The following is a 15606-nucleotide window of genomic DNA, read 5'->3' as shown; positions in this document are numbered from 1 at the left end:
CAGCATCTTGTGCACGTAAATTTTGGTTTCCCGATAGTTTGGGTAAATTTTGCTGAATGAAGCTGAGCGCAAACCATGCTCAGACAGCAATTTTTTCACTCCATTTATGAAAGGTTACCTCAACCTGTTTGACTTCTCACAAAAAATCAACTACAAAACCGAGATCCTGGCCGGCCTTACCGTGGCGATGACCATGATGCCGGAGTCGCTTTCGTTTGCAATTCTGGCGGGGCTGCCTCCCCTCGTCGGACTTTATGCTGCATTTATAATGGGGCTTATCACCGCGGTTTTCGGGGGCAGGCCGGGACTGATCTCCGGAGGTGCCGGTGCGACGGTGATCGTGCTGATCGCCTTAATGCAGTCACACGGGATCGAATATGTATTTGCGGCCGTGGCACTTGCAGGCATTGTGCAGATACTCGTCGGCGTTTTCAGGTTCGGGAAATTTATCAGACTTGTTCCGCAGCCGGTGATGTACGGATTTGTAAACGGGCTTGCGGTCATCATCTTCATGTCGCAGCTGCAACAGTTCCAAACCGTCAGCAATGGGGAAGTTACCTGGCTGAGCGGCACACCACTGCTGATCATGGCCGGACTTGTGCTGCTTACCATCGCCATCATCATTATTTTGCCAAAATTCACAAAGGCAGTCCCGCCTTCGCTGGTGGCGATCATCATTGTATTTGCGGTTGTGCTTGGCTTTGATATTGACACCAAAACAGTGCGCGATATTGCGTCGGTGGCAGGCGGCTTTCCACCGTTTCATATACCGCAGGTCCCGTTAACACTCGCTACCCTGCAAATCATCTTTCCTTACGCGCTGATCATGGCCGGCGTGGGTTTGACGGAAGGACTTCTCACCCTGAACCTCGTAGATGAACTGACCGCCACGCGCGGCAACAGCAACCGCGAATGCATTGCGCAGGGTACTGCCAATATCGCCAACGGGTTCTTTTTTGGAATGGGTGGCTGCCCGATGATCGCGCAGACGCTGGTTAACCTTTCAGCCGGTGCGCGTGCCAGGCTTTCGGGCGTTATCGCCTCCCTTACGATCCTGCTGATCATCCTTTTTGGTGCGCCGGTAATCGAGCTGGTACCGATGGCGGCGCTCACGGGCGTGATGATCATGGTTGCTTTCGGGACATTTGAATGGGCCAGTTTCCGGATTATCAATAAAATGCCGAAACACGATATTTTCGTGGGGATACTTGTCGCAGCGATCACGATTTACCTGCATAACCTGGCGCTTGCCGTGCTGGTGGGGGTTATTATTTCGGCCCTGGTTTTTGCGTGGGAAAGTGCCAAAAGGATCCGCGCGCAAAAATCGGTTGACGAACACGGAGTGAAGCATTACAAAATCTATGGTCCGCTTTTCTTTGGATCGGTAACTGCATTTAACGAGAAATTCGAGATCGAGAAAGATCCGCAGGAGGTGGTCATTGACTTTTCAGAAAGTCGCGTCGCAGATATGTCGGGCATTGAAGCATTGAGCAAAATTACCGGGCGGTACCAGCAGGCAGGAAAAAAGGTACACCTGAAACACCTCAGCCCGGACTGCCGGAAACTGCTCAGCAATGCGCAGGATGTTATTGAAGTAAATATCCTGGAAGATCCGACGTACCCGGTCTCTATTTAGGTTGGTAAAATGCAAATAATCAGTAAATTAGTGCATTCCCTGACCTATCTACTCAAACGGCACTTATGAGATCATTTTTCTGCGTCATTTTACTTGCTGCACTGGCATCCTGCGACAAAAGCGGCCCTACTTACAGCATTATACCTTCCGGGACAGGTACGCCGGGCGGCTCAGGTAACCCGGTCGTGGAAATCGATTCAACCCGGTTTGATAAGCCTGAATTTGGTGATCCGGCTGCAACAGTACGCCAGTTTCCCTACGGACCAGGCAAAGCATATTCCGGCGATGTCCGGCTGGTGGCAACAAAGCGTGATGGGCTACGATTCGAGCAATTCATATACGATAAATCAGGAAAGCTGGTTGAAAAGAAAACGTATGCAGGCGATGGTAAACACGTCTATACATCACAGAAGTATGTGTATCATACAAATGCAGGCATTGCTAAAATCGAGTACTGGATCAATGTAATAGGGCTCATGCCGGAAGGTTACCCGACTACCGATGAGCTGTACTTGTATAGTTCGACAAAATTCGAGAATGGTTATATTGAGGGTACTTTTGACAAAGTTAATCAGCGTGCAGAACGGCAGGAAAGTTACTATTCCCCGGACCCGGTGGAACTTGGTTTTGATAAAAAAGGCAGACAGGTTTGGGAAGGAAGGACGCAGGACAAATCCCATTACTTCTCATATACCGCAATAGAAAGAGCTGATAATGGAAACATTGTCAGGATTAAGAACCGCTACTATTCAGATTACCAGGTAGGAAATCAGACGGTTTACACTTACGACGACAAGAAGAACCCCTACTACACCACAGGCGACCCTGCCGACTGGAGCAACCTGAATAGCAACAATGTGATCGCTTCCAAATTCACTAACAACCAAAAATACAGCCAGACTGCCACATTCGAATACACCTATCGCCCTGATGGTTATCCTCAATACCAGATCGATCCCGCAACGAAGAAAGTGATCATGGAATTTATCTATAATAAGTAGTCAGATTAATGCCTGGTAGTGAGCAGAGGGTGGTTATTTTGAATCTTCCACAAGGAACCGGCGGAATTCCGAATCGATCTGGAAACTGGTTACACCTATTGAAAGCATTCGCCGGCAATCCCGGGCAGCGTCGGCCATCATATCGGCAGATTGCCTGTAATGATACTTGTTGATCGCAGCCACAACCATTATTCCATTCTTGCGCGCCCATTGTACATCTGCATCGGTCAGTCTGGACGGGCGCTCAAAGAGGAAATAGTTGGTAACCTGATAGCCGGATTTCCGCATATTCTCTTCCAGCTGGGCACGGGAGCAGCTTAGCCTGATTTTCCCGGTAAAAAAATCAGTAGACTCGTCGGTACCGATCATGAATGCCGATTTTCTCAACTGATATTTATCCAGAAGATCAATCAACTTCATGAAAGCAGTGGAATCAAACCCTGCTATTTTGTTGTCGAGCATAATGCCCAGCTTGTTTTGAGCGCAAAAGCGAAGAATATCTTCCAGCAGTAGTGGGCTATCTCCATCAAGCTTACTTTTCAGCTGACTGGCCTCCTGCCAATTCGTCTCCACAACCTTTTTGTTGAGTCCGTAAAATCTTATGAAATCGGCATCGTGATTTGCGATCAAAACACAATCCTTCGTGACGCGCACGTCCGTTTCAATCGATTTGTAGCCGTCCCGAACTGCCGCTTTGAGCGCCGAAATACCGTTCTCCGTAAAGGAACTATCCACTACCCCGCCCCGGTGCGCGATCAGGGTCAGTTTTGTTTTTTGTGAAAAACAGAAGGTAACTGAGAGGAATGCAATGGTAAATGGAAGGAGGAATTTCATATCTTATTCATTTTGTAATGCCTCCACGGGATTGCCGGTGGCGGCGCGGTAAGTTCTGGTGCTGATGATCAGTCCGCCCAGGAGCAACAATACCCCCACGCAAAGGCCGAGTGTTTCAAAGCCGATTGATACGTGGTAGGCGAAATTGAACAGGAATGCGAACCCCGCCATATACCCCAGCGGCAGCGCGATAATGGCGGCTATAATCAGCAGCTTGACAAAGTCCCGCGACAGCAGCCAGATGATCTGCGCGACCTCCGCTCCCATTACTTTCCGTATTCCTACTTCTTTAATGCGCGTTTGCGTGTTGTAGGTGACCATCCCGAGCAGGCCCAGGCAGGCGATTAAAAACGATATCCCCAAAAGCAGCCCCATAAAGCTCAGGTCATCGAAATGGGAATGGTGGCGGTAAAGAAAGTCGTCGTACCACTCACCTTCAAAGCTTCCATACGGACTGCTCTTCTTCCAGAGCGCCTTGATATCTGCCAAAACCTTGTCGCGTGCGCCGGGTGCAACTGCCACGTGCATATAGCCGATGCCGTCCGTTTGCTGCTGCAATACAAGCGGCATGATTTTCCAGTTGAAACTGGTAAACCGAAAATTACGGAGCACACCTGCCACCTGTACTTCGATGCTGTCATTGAGCCACAGGGATTTCCCGACTGCTTCTGCATTGCTGCCGAGATTGAATTTGCTGACGGCCTCTTCATTGATAAAAACAAACCTGCCGGAAGCAGATCCTTTTGTAAGATCTTTCCCCGACAAAAGCTTCAGGTTCAAAGCCGGTATGAAGTCGGGCGCCACATTGAAAATAAAACTGCTGGCAGAATTGACAGCTCCGCGGCTGGTTTTAATTTGACCCGTTTGTCCGTAGTGACCGAAAGGCTCCGAGATACCCGACACATGTTCCACTCCGGCCAGCTTGCCAGCTTCGTTTGAAAGCCGCTCGTAAGACAGCGCATTAAGCGGAATGTTCAGTACATTCTCACTGCGAAAGCCGTAGTCGCCTGTCGCCATGTAGTTTTGCTGGCGCATGACGGTTACCAGCGTGATCATCGCGATCAGAGAAATGGTAAACTGCATTACGATCAACGTTTTACGCAGCGAAATGCCTTTGATTACTTTCAGCCCGTTCTGGCTGCGAAGTACCTCCGCCGGTTGAAAACCGGAAAGTACCCTGGCCGGGACAATGCCTGCAAGCAGCCCGGTACCAATGCTAAATGCAATGATAGCCCCCCACAATTTCCAGTCCCATACCACCCCGCCGATCAGCCACTGTTGCACAAAGCTCATGGGCTTCACAATTTCAAGCATGATATAAGCCAGCCCCAATGCGAGCAGCGAAAGAATAACCGACTCTGCCATAAACTGCCCGAGCAATTGCCAGCGGAGCGCACCGGATGTTTTTCGGATTCCAACCTCCCGCGCCCGGCTCATGGAACGCGCCAGTGTGAGGTTGATATAGTTAAAAGCCGCCATCAGCAGCGTAACAAGTCCCACCGCCATTTCGGCCATCAATCCACTGATCTGCGGCTCGTAGCTGCTGTTCATCAGCTCTTCCGTGGCTGGCGAGATGCTTTTCAGCGCCTGCGTGCGAAAGCCGAGTGCGCGGGTTGGACTACTGCCCAGGGCGGCACTTCCTGTTTTGGCAACCCCAGGCAAAATGATGTTCAGCTGCGCCTGGGTAGTGCCCGGTTTGAGCAGAACATACGTATAGCTTTTCATATGATCCTTCCAGCCAGCATTATCGCCCCATGCGCTGAGCTGATCTTCGGTCAATGCAAACAGGATATCAAAGCGCAAATGCGAATGCGATTCTGCATTGGCGACTACGCCTGTGATGATCGATGTACCTGCTTCCCCCTGTTCCAGCACCTGGCCGACCGGGTTCATTTTGCCAAAAAGCTTTTCCGCCGCTTTCTCACTAATGACCGCATTGCCCGGAGCGGAAGGATACTGACCCGATACAAGCGGATAACTGAAAAGCTGAAAAAAGGATTGGTCGACGGCGAAGGTAAGAAAATCGAGCTCCCTGGAATTGCCCGTTACCGGCCCGTAAGTACGCACCGCGCGCGCTGCTTTTTCGACAATCCCGTAATCCTGCTCCAATGTACCCGCCAGCGGAAGAGGTGAAGTAGCAAATGCAGATTTATCGCCGGTTTTGCTGGTTGCATCTGTGATAATACGGTAAATACGGTCCGCATTCGTGTGAAAATGATCGTATTCCAATGCGCCTTTGATGTGCGCAATTGCCAGGAAGCAGACCATCAAACCAGAGGCAAGCCCGAAAATATTGATGAATGCAAAAAGCCGCTGCTTCCAGATATTCCGCACGGCGATCTTTGTATAGTTTCTCAGCATGAAAAAGGGATTGGTATAAACCTGTTACAATGACGTAAAAGTTTATACCAATCGGAAAAACAGCTCAGAATCAATGCAGCGAGTGTTTTTCAGACTTAATGCTGTACGATTCCGAACGTAATTGTTCACTTTTTTACAGTTTCAAAACGCGTACGCTCGGTTTTCGTGAAATCGACGTAGCGGTATTGATCCAGTACCGACATTTCAAGCGAAAGCTTGTAAATACCCCAGGGATACCTGGCTTCCGTCTGCACCTTCTCCTTTTTGGAATGCGCGGCGCTTTTCGCGGTTTTTGTATAAAACTCTTTCATTACGCGCCCGTCCATTTGCTTGGGTACCTGCATACCGTACAGGCTCAGCACGGTTGGCGCGATGTCCACATTGGAAGTTGGCAGCCCGCCTGTGAATGCATCTTTGAAATCGGGACCATCGGCAAAAAACGCGATGTTGATCTCGTACGGGCTGGATCCGCCGTGGCCTGCTACCCCGCCGGAGAAATCTGTCCCCGCATACCCTTTTTCATTTTTATCATCATTCCAGTTGGGAGCGACCAAAATGTCGCCTGAGCGCGTCGGGTGATTATAATGAATCGCGTCGAAAGACAAGGTACCGTCCACCCAGCCAGTGAAGCTGCCTTTCTTTTTAGGTTTTGTAAAAACAGCGCCGATCCAGTCTTCCTTATGTAATGCGGCGACGATCTTTCTGATCAAATTTCCATCATGGTTTTTTACATAAACAGCACCTTCCGAAATCACCACATCGTCAGACTCCTTGTCTTTTTTCAAACCTTCCGCTATGAGCAAGTCGCTCAGGTTTTGCTTGCCTGTGTGGGTTACAAAACCGTGATCTGTGGAAATCAGAATATTATACTTGTCCCTCAAACCTCTCGCATTCAGCGAGTCGAGTATCCTGCCGAATTGCGTATCGACATACCTGATCGCCGCAACAGCCTGATCGGAACCGATACCATACCGGTGGGCAGCCCCGTCTGGATCTGAAAACCAGACTGCGCTTACCAGCGGGCCGTCGTTTTTCAAGCCGTAATGCAGCAATGCGTCCGCAATCCATTTGTGTTTGATAAAAATATCGCCGGTACCCTTGGGCATAGGGCCCAGTTCGGCCATTACCTTCGTTTTCAGAGATTCAGGCAGGATCAGTTCGTGGTTGATAATGCCGCCGCTGCCGATTTTATGGTTTTGTAAAAAGGCCTGGCCGGTGGTACCGGAGCTAAAAACCATCATCTGCTCGCCCGCCGCTTCCAGTACCTCGCCCATTGAAACAGCTGTCAGCAACTGCCCCGACTCAGATTCCTGCACTTTCATCAGATCCTCGTAAGTGGTGCCAATCGCTTTGTTAGGACTCACTTTCGGGAAGTAAATGGAGTTGCCCAGCAGTCCATGCGTGCCGGGATAAGAACCGGTCGCGTAGGAAGAAGAGTTTACGCGGGTCACAGTCGGGAATACGCTGTGGTGCTCCTTCCCGTGCGAAGCTTTCTGTTTGAATGCAAACAGGTTCGGCATCTGCTCTTTGGTAATGTAATCCGGCCGCAGTCCGTCGAAGAAAACGATCAGCGTTTTGTTTCTTGCTTTCCCATTCTGTGACTGCTTCCTGGCAGGCCCTTTTGCATTGGAGTAAGCGGGTACCACCGGATTGATGCCAAGCTTTTTGGCCTCCGGAAGAAAGTCTGACACGTTATTGACCAGAACAAAGTCAACACCTTCCGCATACAGCTTACCCAGCTCGTCGGGCGTTCTAGCATAAAAGTAGTTGACTTTAACTTTGTTGTTTTTCAAATCCTGCATCACCTGCTTACGGTCTTCACCCGGCTCGTGGCGCAGGAGCTGGATAAAGCCAGCGTGCATATCAATGGTAGCCTGGGCGTACTTAGGCGTGTTTTTCCGGTAGCTGTTTTCTCCATTGCAGATCTGGATTCCGGGAACAACTTTCCTCGCAGCTCCTGCCGCCTTTTCAGAGCAGGTCAGGAATGCCTGGTGCAGCCGGCCGGACTTCGCCAGCATTGCCGCCGCTTTGGCCCCTACTGCTTCATCGCCTTTCAAATGACAATTCAGCCACACATTAGTCGGCATCATCGCCAGTGTTTCTTCGAAAGTAGGTACCTGCGTTCCTTTGAATTGCTCCGACTTTTTTACACTCGCATCCAGCGCACGGATCTGCGCGAATGTAAGATCCGAAACCTTGCCCATACCGTTCGTGGTACGCTCCACCCCATCGTCGTGCATGATCACCAGCGCACTGTCTTTCGTAAGCTGGATATCAAACTCGATCATCTGGGCACCGAGCCGGACCGCCTCGCGGAATGCAGGCAATGTATTTTCGGGATGCGTGTCCATGCAACCGCGGTGGGCGCACAAGCCGCGTTCCGGCATTTCTATTTTTTGCGCGTAAGCTGTTAATCCTGTAAAAAGCGACAGCAAAACAGCAGCAAACCTGAATCTGTATTTAAACATTGTACTTGAAATTTAACCCCACTGAAAACCTGAACAAACCTATTTATCCCACCAAACCTTAATGTCACTATCGTCGCCGCCCATGGAAGCCACCGCGCCGGCGAGCGCCTCGGGATTGAGCGATTGCAGGTAGGTAGGGTAAGGCACGCGCGCAGGAAATTTGTTCTCAGCTGGGATACCCGTGCCACGCGGCAATGCAGGATAGCCGGTGCGGCGCTTTTCAAACCAGGACTGATAATCGACAAAAAAGTAAGCGTAGTACTTTTGCAGCATGATCTGTTCCAGCTGCTTTTCAGGTGTCGCTGCTGCATTGTAGGCGATACCCGGCTGCGCCAGAAAACCCGCCGGCATGGTTACGCCCCATTGCGTCATGGAAGCGGCAATACCTGCTTCGTAGTGTTTGTCCGGCGTCGACCCGGTGTTGTAACCCTTCAATGCAAGCTCGGCTTTGATGAATTCCACCTCGGCGAGCGTCATCATCACCCCCAGCTGCGGCAACGTTTTCAATGCATCGGAGTAGCTTGAATTGCTTCCTACTGCATATTCAAGCGTGGTCGGGTAGCCGCTTTCGATGCCGCGGTACACACTCTCGGTCCCTGCTTTCACCTGCGTAGCCCAGGATGCGCGGCGCGGGTCGCCGGTCTGGTTCATAAAATCCATGAAGAACTTGGTATAGTAATTCCCGTCGCGCCAGTCCACCTGCCTCGCATTGTAGAATGGATTGAAAAACGGAAATGTACCCGGATACCTGAAAATAGCTTCGTCTGCATTCGTTGCAAATACAGGGTTTGCAGCAGGATTTGCCAGTATCGCCGAGATCTGCTCTTTTACATTCACCTCTCCTTCTCTCTTTAAAATTCGGAGCAGCAATCTCAGCCGCAGCGAATTGCAAAACTTCTTCCATTTCTGGATACCCGGATTTTTGCCGCCCGACAATGCGTTCGAATTATACAGCATATCACCGCCGTAAGTAAGCGCCTTGGTATCGTCGAGCAGGCTGTTCGCCGTTTCCAGGTTTTTCAGCAACGCTATGTAAATGTCCTTTTGCTTGTCGAAAGTCGGCTTGAAATTTCCCTCGATCGCTTTGGTGGCCTGCGAGTAAGGCACGTCACCGTAGAGATCCGTGAGAATCGAGTAGCTCCACGTTTTGTAGATCAATGCGATTGCCTTGTAATTGTTTTCGTTGAGCCGATCGGCAATGATGTAAATATCCTCTATATCATTGAGATACGTATAGAAATTACTCCATACGCCCGACCCCGGATTAACCAGGTACCGGTGCAAACCGCCGCCGCCCGCGCTGGCCCTCGGCGCGTCTACCTGCATCAGTTCATGCGTAAAATTGCGGCTCGCATTCACGGTGCTGTTCACGATCTGGTATTGCAGCTGCCCCAGCATAACGCCCGGCGTGATTTCCTTCGGGCGGTTCGGGTCCGTATTGAGCTCTTCAAAACCGTTGGTACAGGATACCAGCAGTACAAGCAGCATTAAAAAAGGGATATATGCTTTCCTAAACATGATGACTTTCAATTAGAATTTTAATGTAAGGTTCATTCCCATTGTCCTCGTGGAAGGAAACTGTGCGAGCTCCACGCCGGGCGTGAGCGTTCCATTATTGAGGTTTCCGCCTTCGGGATCAAAGCCGGGGAATTTGGTGAAGTTGAACAGGTCTCTGCCAAAGAATGCAAGGCTCGTCTGGCGCACGCCCACTCTGGTGAGAAGCGCCTGCGGCAGATTAAACTCTACGCGCAGCTCCCTGATTTTCAAGAAAGAAGCATCGAAAATGTTGGTCTCCGCATTCGCGATCTGGTAGTAGTTGTCGTAGTAAGAGCTTGCCGGGACCTTCACGGTATTAGGCGTAAAACTTCCGTCGGGCTGCTTTACCACGCCCTGGCCCACGATCCCGTCTTCCCGCCCGGGCAGGGTCACTTTCGTTTTGCCCAAAGTATTGTTCTTGTGATTGGTTTGCGAGAACATACTGCCGCCTTTCTGCCCGTCGAGTAACAGACTTACCCGCACGTTTTTGATCGTAAATTCATTGGACAAGCTCGCTTTCCAGTCAGCGAATGCGTTACCCCATTTTTTGGCTGTCGGATCCAGTGCGGCAGGCAGTCCAACCGACGAATAAATGATCTGTCCATCTGGCGACCGCTGGAAACCACGTCCGTACATATCGCCCATTAACCCTCCTACCCGCGCCTCAATGCTCACGTTGGTATTATGCGCATAAATCACCTGGTTGGTAATGCCCGATGCGAGCTCTTTCACATAGCTGCGGTTTCTCGACCAGAGTAAAGTCGTGTTCCAGCTGAAATTTCTGGCAGTTACAGGTTTACCTGTCAGCTTGATCTCCACGCCGCGGCTGTTGATCAACCCTGCATTAATCAATGCATTCGAATAACCCGACACCGGATCCAAAGGAATGGCCAGGATCTGGTTGCGGCTGTTGTTGTTGTAATAAGCCACATCAAGACCGACCAGGTTTTTGAGCAAACGAACATCCAGACCGAATTCGTAGCTCGCTGTGATCTCAGGTTTCAGGTCGGCATTGAAAAGTGTATTGGAGTTGGTAAAACTGTTTCCGTAAATCCGATCGTAGTAGCGGGCGGTCTGGTAAGGTCTGGTATCATTTCCAACCTGTGCCCACGACGCGCGCAGCTTTGCAAATGAAACCGCACGCGGCAATGTAAAAAGCTCATTCAGCAAAAAGCTGGAACTGACAGAAGGATAGAAAAACGAATTGTTCCCGTAAGGCAGCGTACTCGACCAGTCATTCCGGCCGGTTACGTCTACAAAGATCTTTTCATCCCACGAAAACTGGGTCGCTGCATAGATACTGTTGATCGCCTTTTTGGTTTTCAAAGGATCGGCAACCGCCTGGTCAAGACTGTTGGAAATCTGGTAAATACCGGGCTGAGCGAGCTGGTCGGCGTACATTCCTGCAAAATCATACGACTGCCGCATTGCATTGCCACCAGCCGAGGCAGTAACATCGATCAGTCCGCCGATCTTGTCTTTGTAATTCAGTAAAAAATCGGTGTTGGACTCGTAGGTGAATACATTCTGCTCGCGGTACATCCCGCGCGGGTAGCGCGTCATACTGAACGGGCGCTGCTGTGACCGGAATTCAAAGGCCATATCGAGGCCTGTGCGGACAAGCAGATCAAACTTCTTGGAGATCTCGTAATTCGCAGAAACATTACCGATCACGCCGTGCTTGTTCATCTTGTTCAGCATTTCGTACATACCCAGGTAAGGGTTGTCGGGCGTCGGGTTGAACGGACTTCTTTGTTTTACGTTTTCCAGTCCGGGCTCCCAGTAGGGCTTAAACCACTCAGGTTTGATATTGGGCGTCGTGCCCAGGATCAGGAAGTACATCAGCGACTGGTTGTTATATCCCGCCATCGGCAGGTTGTCGCTTTTCTTATTGGTATAGTTAACCTTTCCATTGATTTTCAGGCGACTTGATACTTTCTGACTCACTGAAAGCGCGGCATTCAACCTTTCGAAACCGGTGTTCGGAATGATCCATTTGTTTTTCAAATGCGTAAGCGACAAGCGGGCAGAACCGTTTTCACTGCCTCCTTCAATGGAAACGCTGTTCGAAAAAGTAGTACCTGTCTGGAAAAATCCGGAGATATAATCTTTATTGGCAACCCAGGGTGTACGTTCAGTCGGCCTTCCATCCGGTGAATTCGGGTTAAACTGATAGTACATTTGTCCATTGAACTTGGGCCCCCAGGCTCTTCCCGCTGCTACTGTTGTTGCTGTATTCGGTCCGTCCTCGCTGTCGAGGTAAGAAAAATACGCGCCGCTTCTTCCTTCCCCATATTCAAACTGGTAGTCGGGATAGCGGTTAATCTGCTCTACGCTGAAATTGGAATTGACGGTAATACCAATGCCTTTGTCTTTGCGAACACCTGATTTGGTGGTGATAATGATTGCCCCGCCTGCTGCCCGGCTGCCGTACAAGGCCGTCGCACCGGGACCTTTGAGCACGGTAACTTTCTCAATATCATCAGGATTAATATCGGATAGACTGGAACCGTAGTCTACCGGGCTGTCGGCAGAAAGGTGAGAATTAAATCCGGTCCCGGTAATCCTGCTGCTCACAGGCACACCGTCCACGACGATCAACGCCTGGTTGTTGTCGAGGTTCAAAGACGATTCACCGCGCAGGGTAATCCTTGCCGATCCCATTGGCCCGGCGCCCGCACCCTGGATATTGAGCCCTGCTACTTTACCAGAAAGTGTATTGACCCAGTTGTTGGATTTGGCATCTTTTACCGCATTTTCATTGATCGTCTGTGCAGCGAAGCCCAGCGACTTCTCCTCGCGCCTGATCCCAAGCGCCGTTACCACTACTTCATTCAGGATTTTGGTATCTTCCTTTAATGTAACATTGATCACGCTCTTGTTACCCACTGCCTCTTCCTGTGACAGAAAACCGATCGCTGAGAAAATCAGTGTTGAGCCGGGTGCCGGGATGGTCAGGGAAAATGCGCCATTGGCGTCGGTGGTGGTACCTAAGCTCGTTCCTTTTACAAGAACGCTCACGCCCGGCAATGGGTCCCCGGCTGGTGCGGCACCCGTTGGTGCGGCACCCGCTGGTGCGGTAACCTTACCGTTGATGGTAAAAGACTGGGCAGACGAACGCATAGGCATGCAGAGTCCGGCCAGCAAGGCAAAAAATGCCAGCAGTAACCGTGTTTTCATATTCTTTTATCAGAGGTTAGTGAGAGTGCCGGCGCGGAATGTCCGGCATTTTGTTTTGTTAAACCCCAAAGATATCTGACGGTTACTGCCTGGATATTAAGCCTGCATTATGCATTTGTTACCGAATAAAACACGCCGATTAAATTGCCGTAGCCAGCGACTCCAACCCGGTATTGGTCACTCAATCAGCTTCCAGCTCCGCCAGGGTAGCCTTTATGCTGGCCAGCTGCGGGTCAGGCAGATTTTGTAAAAGCCGGCGTGCGGCGGCGTACACGAGCAGGACAATCAATGCTTGTGCAGCTATCACCAAGGCGATCTTCTGGCTACTGAAAGCTTCATAACGCGGGGCAAGCAGCGAGATCCCCAGCAGAAAGCCCGCCACCAGGCTCAATTTCCAGATCTTTGCCGCGAGCCGCTGGTACCTTTCGTGTACGCGGATTACGGAAGACAGGCTTTCCCGTAAATCAGTGCCGGTGAGGTTGACCCGACGTAAAAACAGGTACTCGTTTACGGCGACCGCCAAAGCGGCTGCAACTACGAGCAGATATAAGAATGCAGGCAGATAATGAAGCCAATGCGTATAATCAAATGGATTACCGGCCAGTATAGCTGTAAAAAGCGCGAGTAGCGCGGTAAAGAACATTGCTATGCGGGCGGTTTTGGACTGCATGATCGCGAGCGTCCCGCGAGAGCGGTCTGTCAGCATGCTGCGCAGCATTTTCTCATTGAACTGGCAGGTAGCCAGCAGGTTCTGATCCAGGGTATTCCACTGTGTTTTAAGTTCTTCAAGTATCATGATTTTGTCGTTAAAGTTTTACGGATTTCATCAGGCTTTCCAGTTTCGTTTTAATCCGGCTGAGCTTTACGCCCACATTCGTCCTTGTGATCCCCAGTATAGACGCAATCTCCTCGTAGCTTTTTTCTTCCAGGTACAGCAGTACCAATGCCTTTTCAACCATAGAAAGCTGGTCAATGGCCACGTACAATCGGGCCACCTGATCGGGTGGTTCCGGCTCTTCCAGTAGGTCGGGGATCGGAAATGCCAGGTGCGAAAATGGCGTCGGGCTTGTTCTCCGGATATCTTTCCGATAGGTTGAAATCGCCGTATTCATCGCAACGCGGTACAGCCAGGTACTTGCATTGGCTTGCTTGCGGAAAGTCGGGAAGGCGCGCCAAAGTTGAAGGACGATCTCCTGGAAAAGATCCTGGCGGTCCGGCGGCTCACGGGCATATATCTTGCAAACCTTGAAAAGAATGCCGCGGTGTTGGTTCAGCAGGTCGACAAATTGTTTTTCCACGATCAGATTCAGGACAGTTATACATCAATTAGTCGCATCGGGCATTCAAAAATTACATGGAGGCCGGTTTATTTTCAGATAAGGGTTTAAAATTTTTATCTATTGTTTAAAAGCAGTCTAAATACAGGCTATTTTTGTGGCAGGTACCTTTCCGAGAATGCATCTGTGGCGACAATAGAAAAAGAATTAAAGTATCAGGGAGTAACGAATGCGGAGCAAGGAGCTGGCGATACATATGCGCATAACAGCTGGACCTTTCCTGAATTCGGCGAACTGCATGAAGAAGAACTCACAGACAATGAGCTGCTTTACGATAATGCGCACACAGCCGGCGCAGGCAGGGAGTTTATTTCCAAAGCGTTTTATATATGGTACGGCAAGTTCCGGGTGCATTCAGAAGGTCCTGTTGTGGTCCATTCATCGGGTGACCGGATACAAATGCTGTTTTGCCTGCAGGGTGTAGCTACCTATTTTCAGGAAACTGCTTCAAAACCTTTTGTGCGCTTCAAACCGCAGCAGCATAACCTGTTTTTGCTGCCGGACAAGAATGTAATGATCCAGTGGAAGCCGGGCGAGGAAGTGGAGACTTTTGCGATCAGTATGGACACGCGTTTTTTCTTTGAAAACCTGCCTGCTTCTCATCCGATCTGCACGCATTTCAGGAGCGGGATCAGCAGGTCGCTGCCTGCTTTTATGCTCAGGAGGAACCTGCCCGTCACCAGTAAAATGGTTTCGTCCCTTTTTGAGATACTTAACTGCACTTACAGCGGCTATTACAAGAGTCTTTTCATCAAGGCGAAAGTAATCGAGCTGCTGGCATTCCAGTTTGAACAATACGAACATTTGCCCGTGCCGGATATCTCGGTTAACCTGAAAGAATCGGACAAAGACAAAATGCATCTTGCGCGCAGGATATTGTCAGAAAACCTCGATAAGCCGTGGTCGCTGCGGGAGCTGGCGCACCAGGTGGGCACCAATGAATTCAGTCTGAAAAAGTATTTCAAGGAAGTTTTCGGAAAACCTGTTTTTGGCTACCTGCACGATCTGCGAATGGAAACTTCGATGCAAATGCTGAAAGAGCCCGGCAACCGGGTAGCTGAAATCGCCCAGCGCGCGGGCTACAAGAATGCAACCCACTTCACGGCTGCATTCAAAAAGTATTACGGGATCTTGCCCAATAAGATCAGGATATGCCTGCTGCACTTGCTGCATCTCTCTGATGTACTCGCCCAGCTTTTTACGCAGGCAATGGAAAAAACCTCCTCCGTGGAGGCACTTTGAGGCTAGTTAAG

10 protein-coding genes are annotated in these 15606 nt (G+C 50.3%); 3 read left to right on the top strand and 7 right to left on the bottom strand.

Translation table 11 applies throughout. The features are described from left to right. The first annotated feature begins 106 nt into the window (after positions 1 to 106). Entirely contained in the window at positions 107 to 1636 is a 1530-nt protein-coding gene (locus tag ASG33_RS15240) for a SulP family inorganic anion transporter (protein ID WP_056287051.1), read from the top strand. 65 nt (positions 1637 to 1701) lie between these two features. Continuing rightward, on the top strand, positions 1702 to 2637 hold the full coding sequence (locus ASG33_RS15235; RefSeq protein ID WP_056287042.1) for a hypothetical protein: 936 nt from the start codon (positions 1702 to 1704) through the stop codon (positions 2635 to 2637). 33 nt (positions 2638 to 2670) lie between these two features. Here ASG33_RS15235 and ASG33_RS15230 read toward each other — a convergent pair whose 3' ends face one another. The 7 genes from ASG33_RS15230 to ASG33_RS15200 form a co-directional block, all read right to left on the bottom strand. After that, complete coding sequence (locus ASG33_RS15230) at positions 2671 to 3471, bottom strand: glycerophosphodiester phosphodiesterase family protein (RefSeq protein WP_056287038.1); 801 nt, start codon at positions 3469 to 3471, stop codon at positions 2671 to 2673. A 3-nt stretch (positions 3472 to 3474) separates the two neighbouring features. Next, positions 3475 to 5832: an ABC transporter permease gene (locus ASG33_RS15225; RefSeq protein ID WP_056287035.1), complete on the bottom strand. Its 2358-nt coding sequence runs from the start codon at positions 5830 to 5832 to the stop codon at positions 3475 to 3477. Between the two features lie 125 nt (positions 5833 to 5957). Then, entirely contained in the window at positions 5958 to 8300 is a 2343-nt protein-coding gene (locus ASG33_RS15220; RefSeq protein WP_082489242.1) for an alkaline phosphatase family protein, read from the bottom strand. Between the two features lie 39 nt (positions 8301 to 8339). Then, entirely contained in the window at positions 8340 to 9818 is a 1479-nt protein-coding gene (locus ASG33_RS15215; protein WP_056287034.1) for a SusD/RagB family nutrient-binding outer membrane lipoprotein, read from the bottom strand. A 12-nt stretch (positions 9819 to 9830) separates the two neighbouring features. Further along, on the bottom strand, positions 9831 to 13016 hold the full coding sequence (locus tag ASG33_RS15210; RefSeq protein ID WP_056287031.1) for a SusC/RagA family TonB-linked outer membrane protein: 3186 nt from the start codon (positions 13014 to 13016) through the stop codon (positions 9831 to 9833). 181 nt (positions 13017 to 13197) lie between these two features. Beyond that, complete coding sequence (locus ASG33_RS15205) at positions 13198 to 13812, bottom strand: hypothetical protein (protein WP_056287028.1); 615 nt, start codon at positions 13810 to 13812, stop codon at positions 13198 to 13200. A 10-nt stretch (positions 13813 to 13822) separates the two neighbouring features. Then, positions 13823 to 14314: an RNA polymerase sigma factor gene (locus tag ASG33_RS15200; RefSeq protein WP_056287025.1), complete on the bottom strand. Its 492-nt coding sequence runs from the start codon at positions 14312 to 14314 to the stop codon at positions 13823 to 13825. A 102-nt stretch (positions 14315 to 14416) separates the two neighbouring features. Here ASG33_RS15200 and ASG33_RS15195 point away from each other — a divergent pair, with 102 nt between their 5' ends. After that, a complete protein-coding gene (locus tag ASG33_RS15195; RefSeq protein ID WP_056287023.1) occupies positions 14417 to 15595 on the top strand; it encodes an AraC family transcriptional regulator in 1179 nt (392 codons plus the stop codon). Positions 15596 to 15606: the final 11 nt, after the last annotated feature.

Source organism: Dyadobacter sp. Leaf189 (assembly GCF_001424405.1).
Classification (GTDB): Bacteria; Bacteroidota; Bacteroidia; order Cytophagales; family Spirosomataceae; genus Dyadobacter.
The sequence above is the reverse complement of the archived record's forward strand: the minus strand, read 5'-3'. Positions and strand labels throughout refer to the sequence as shown.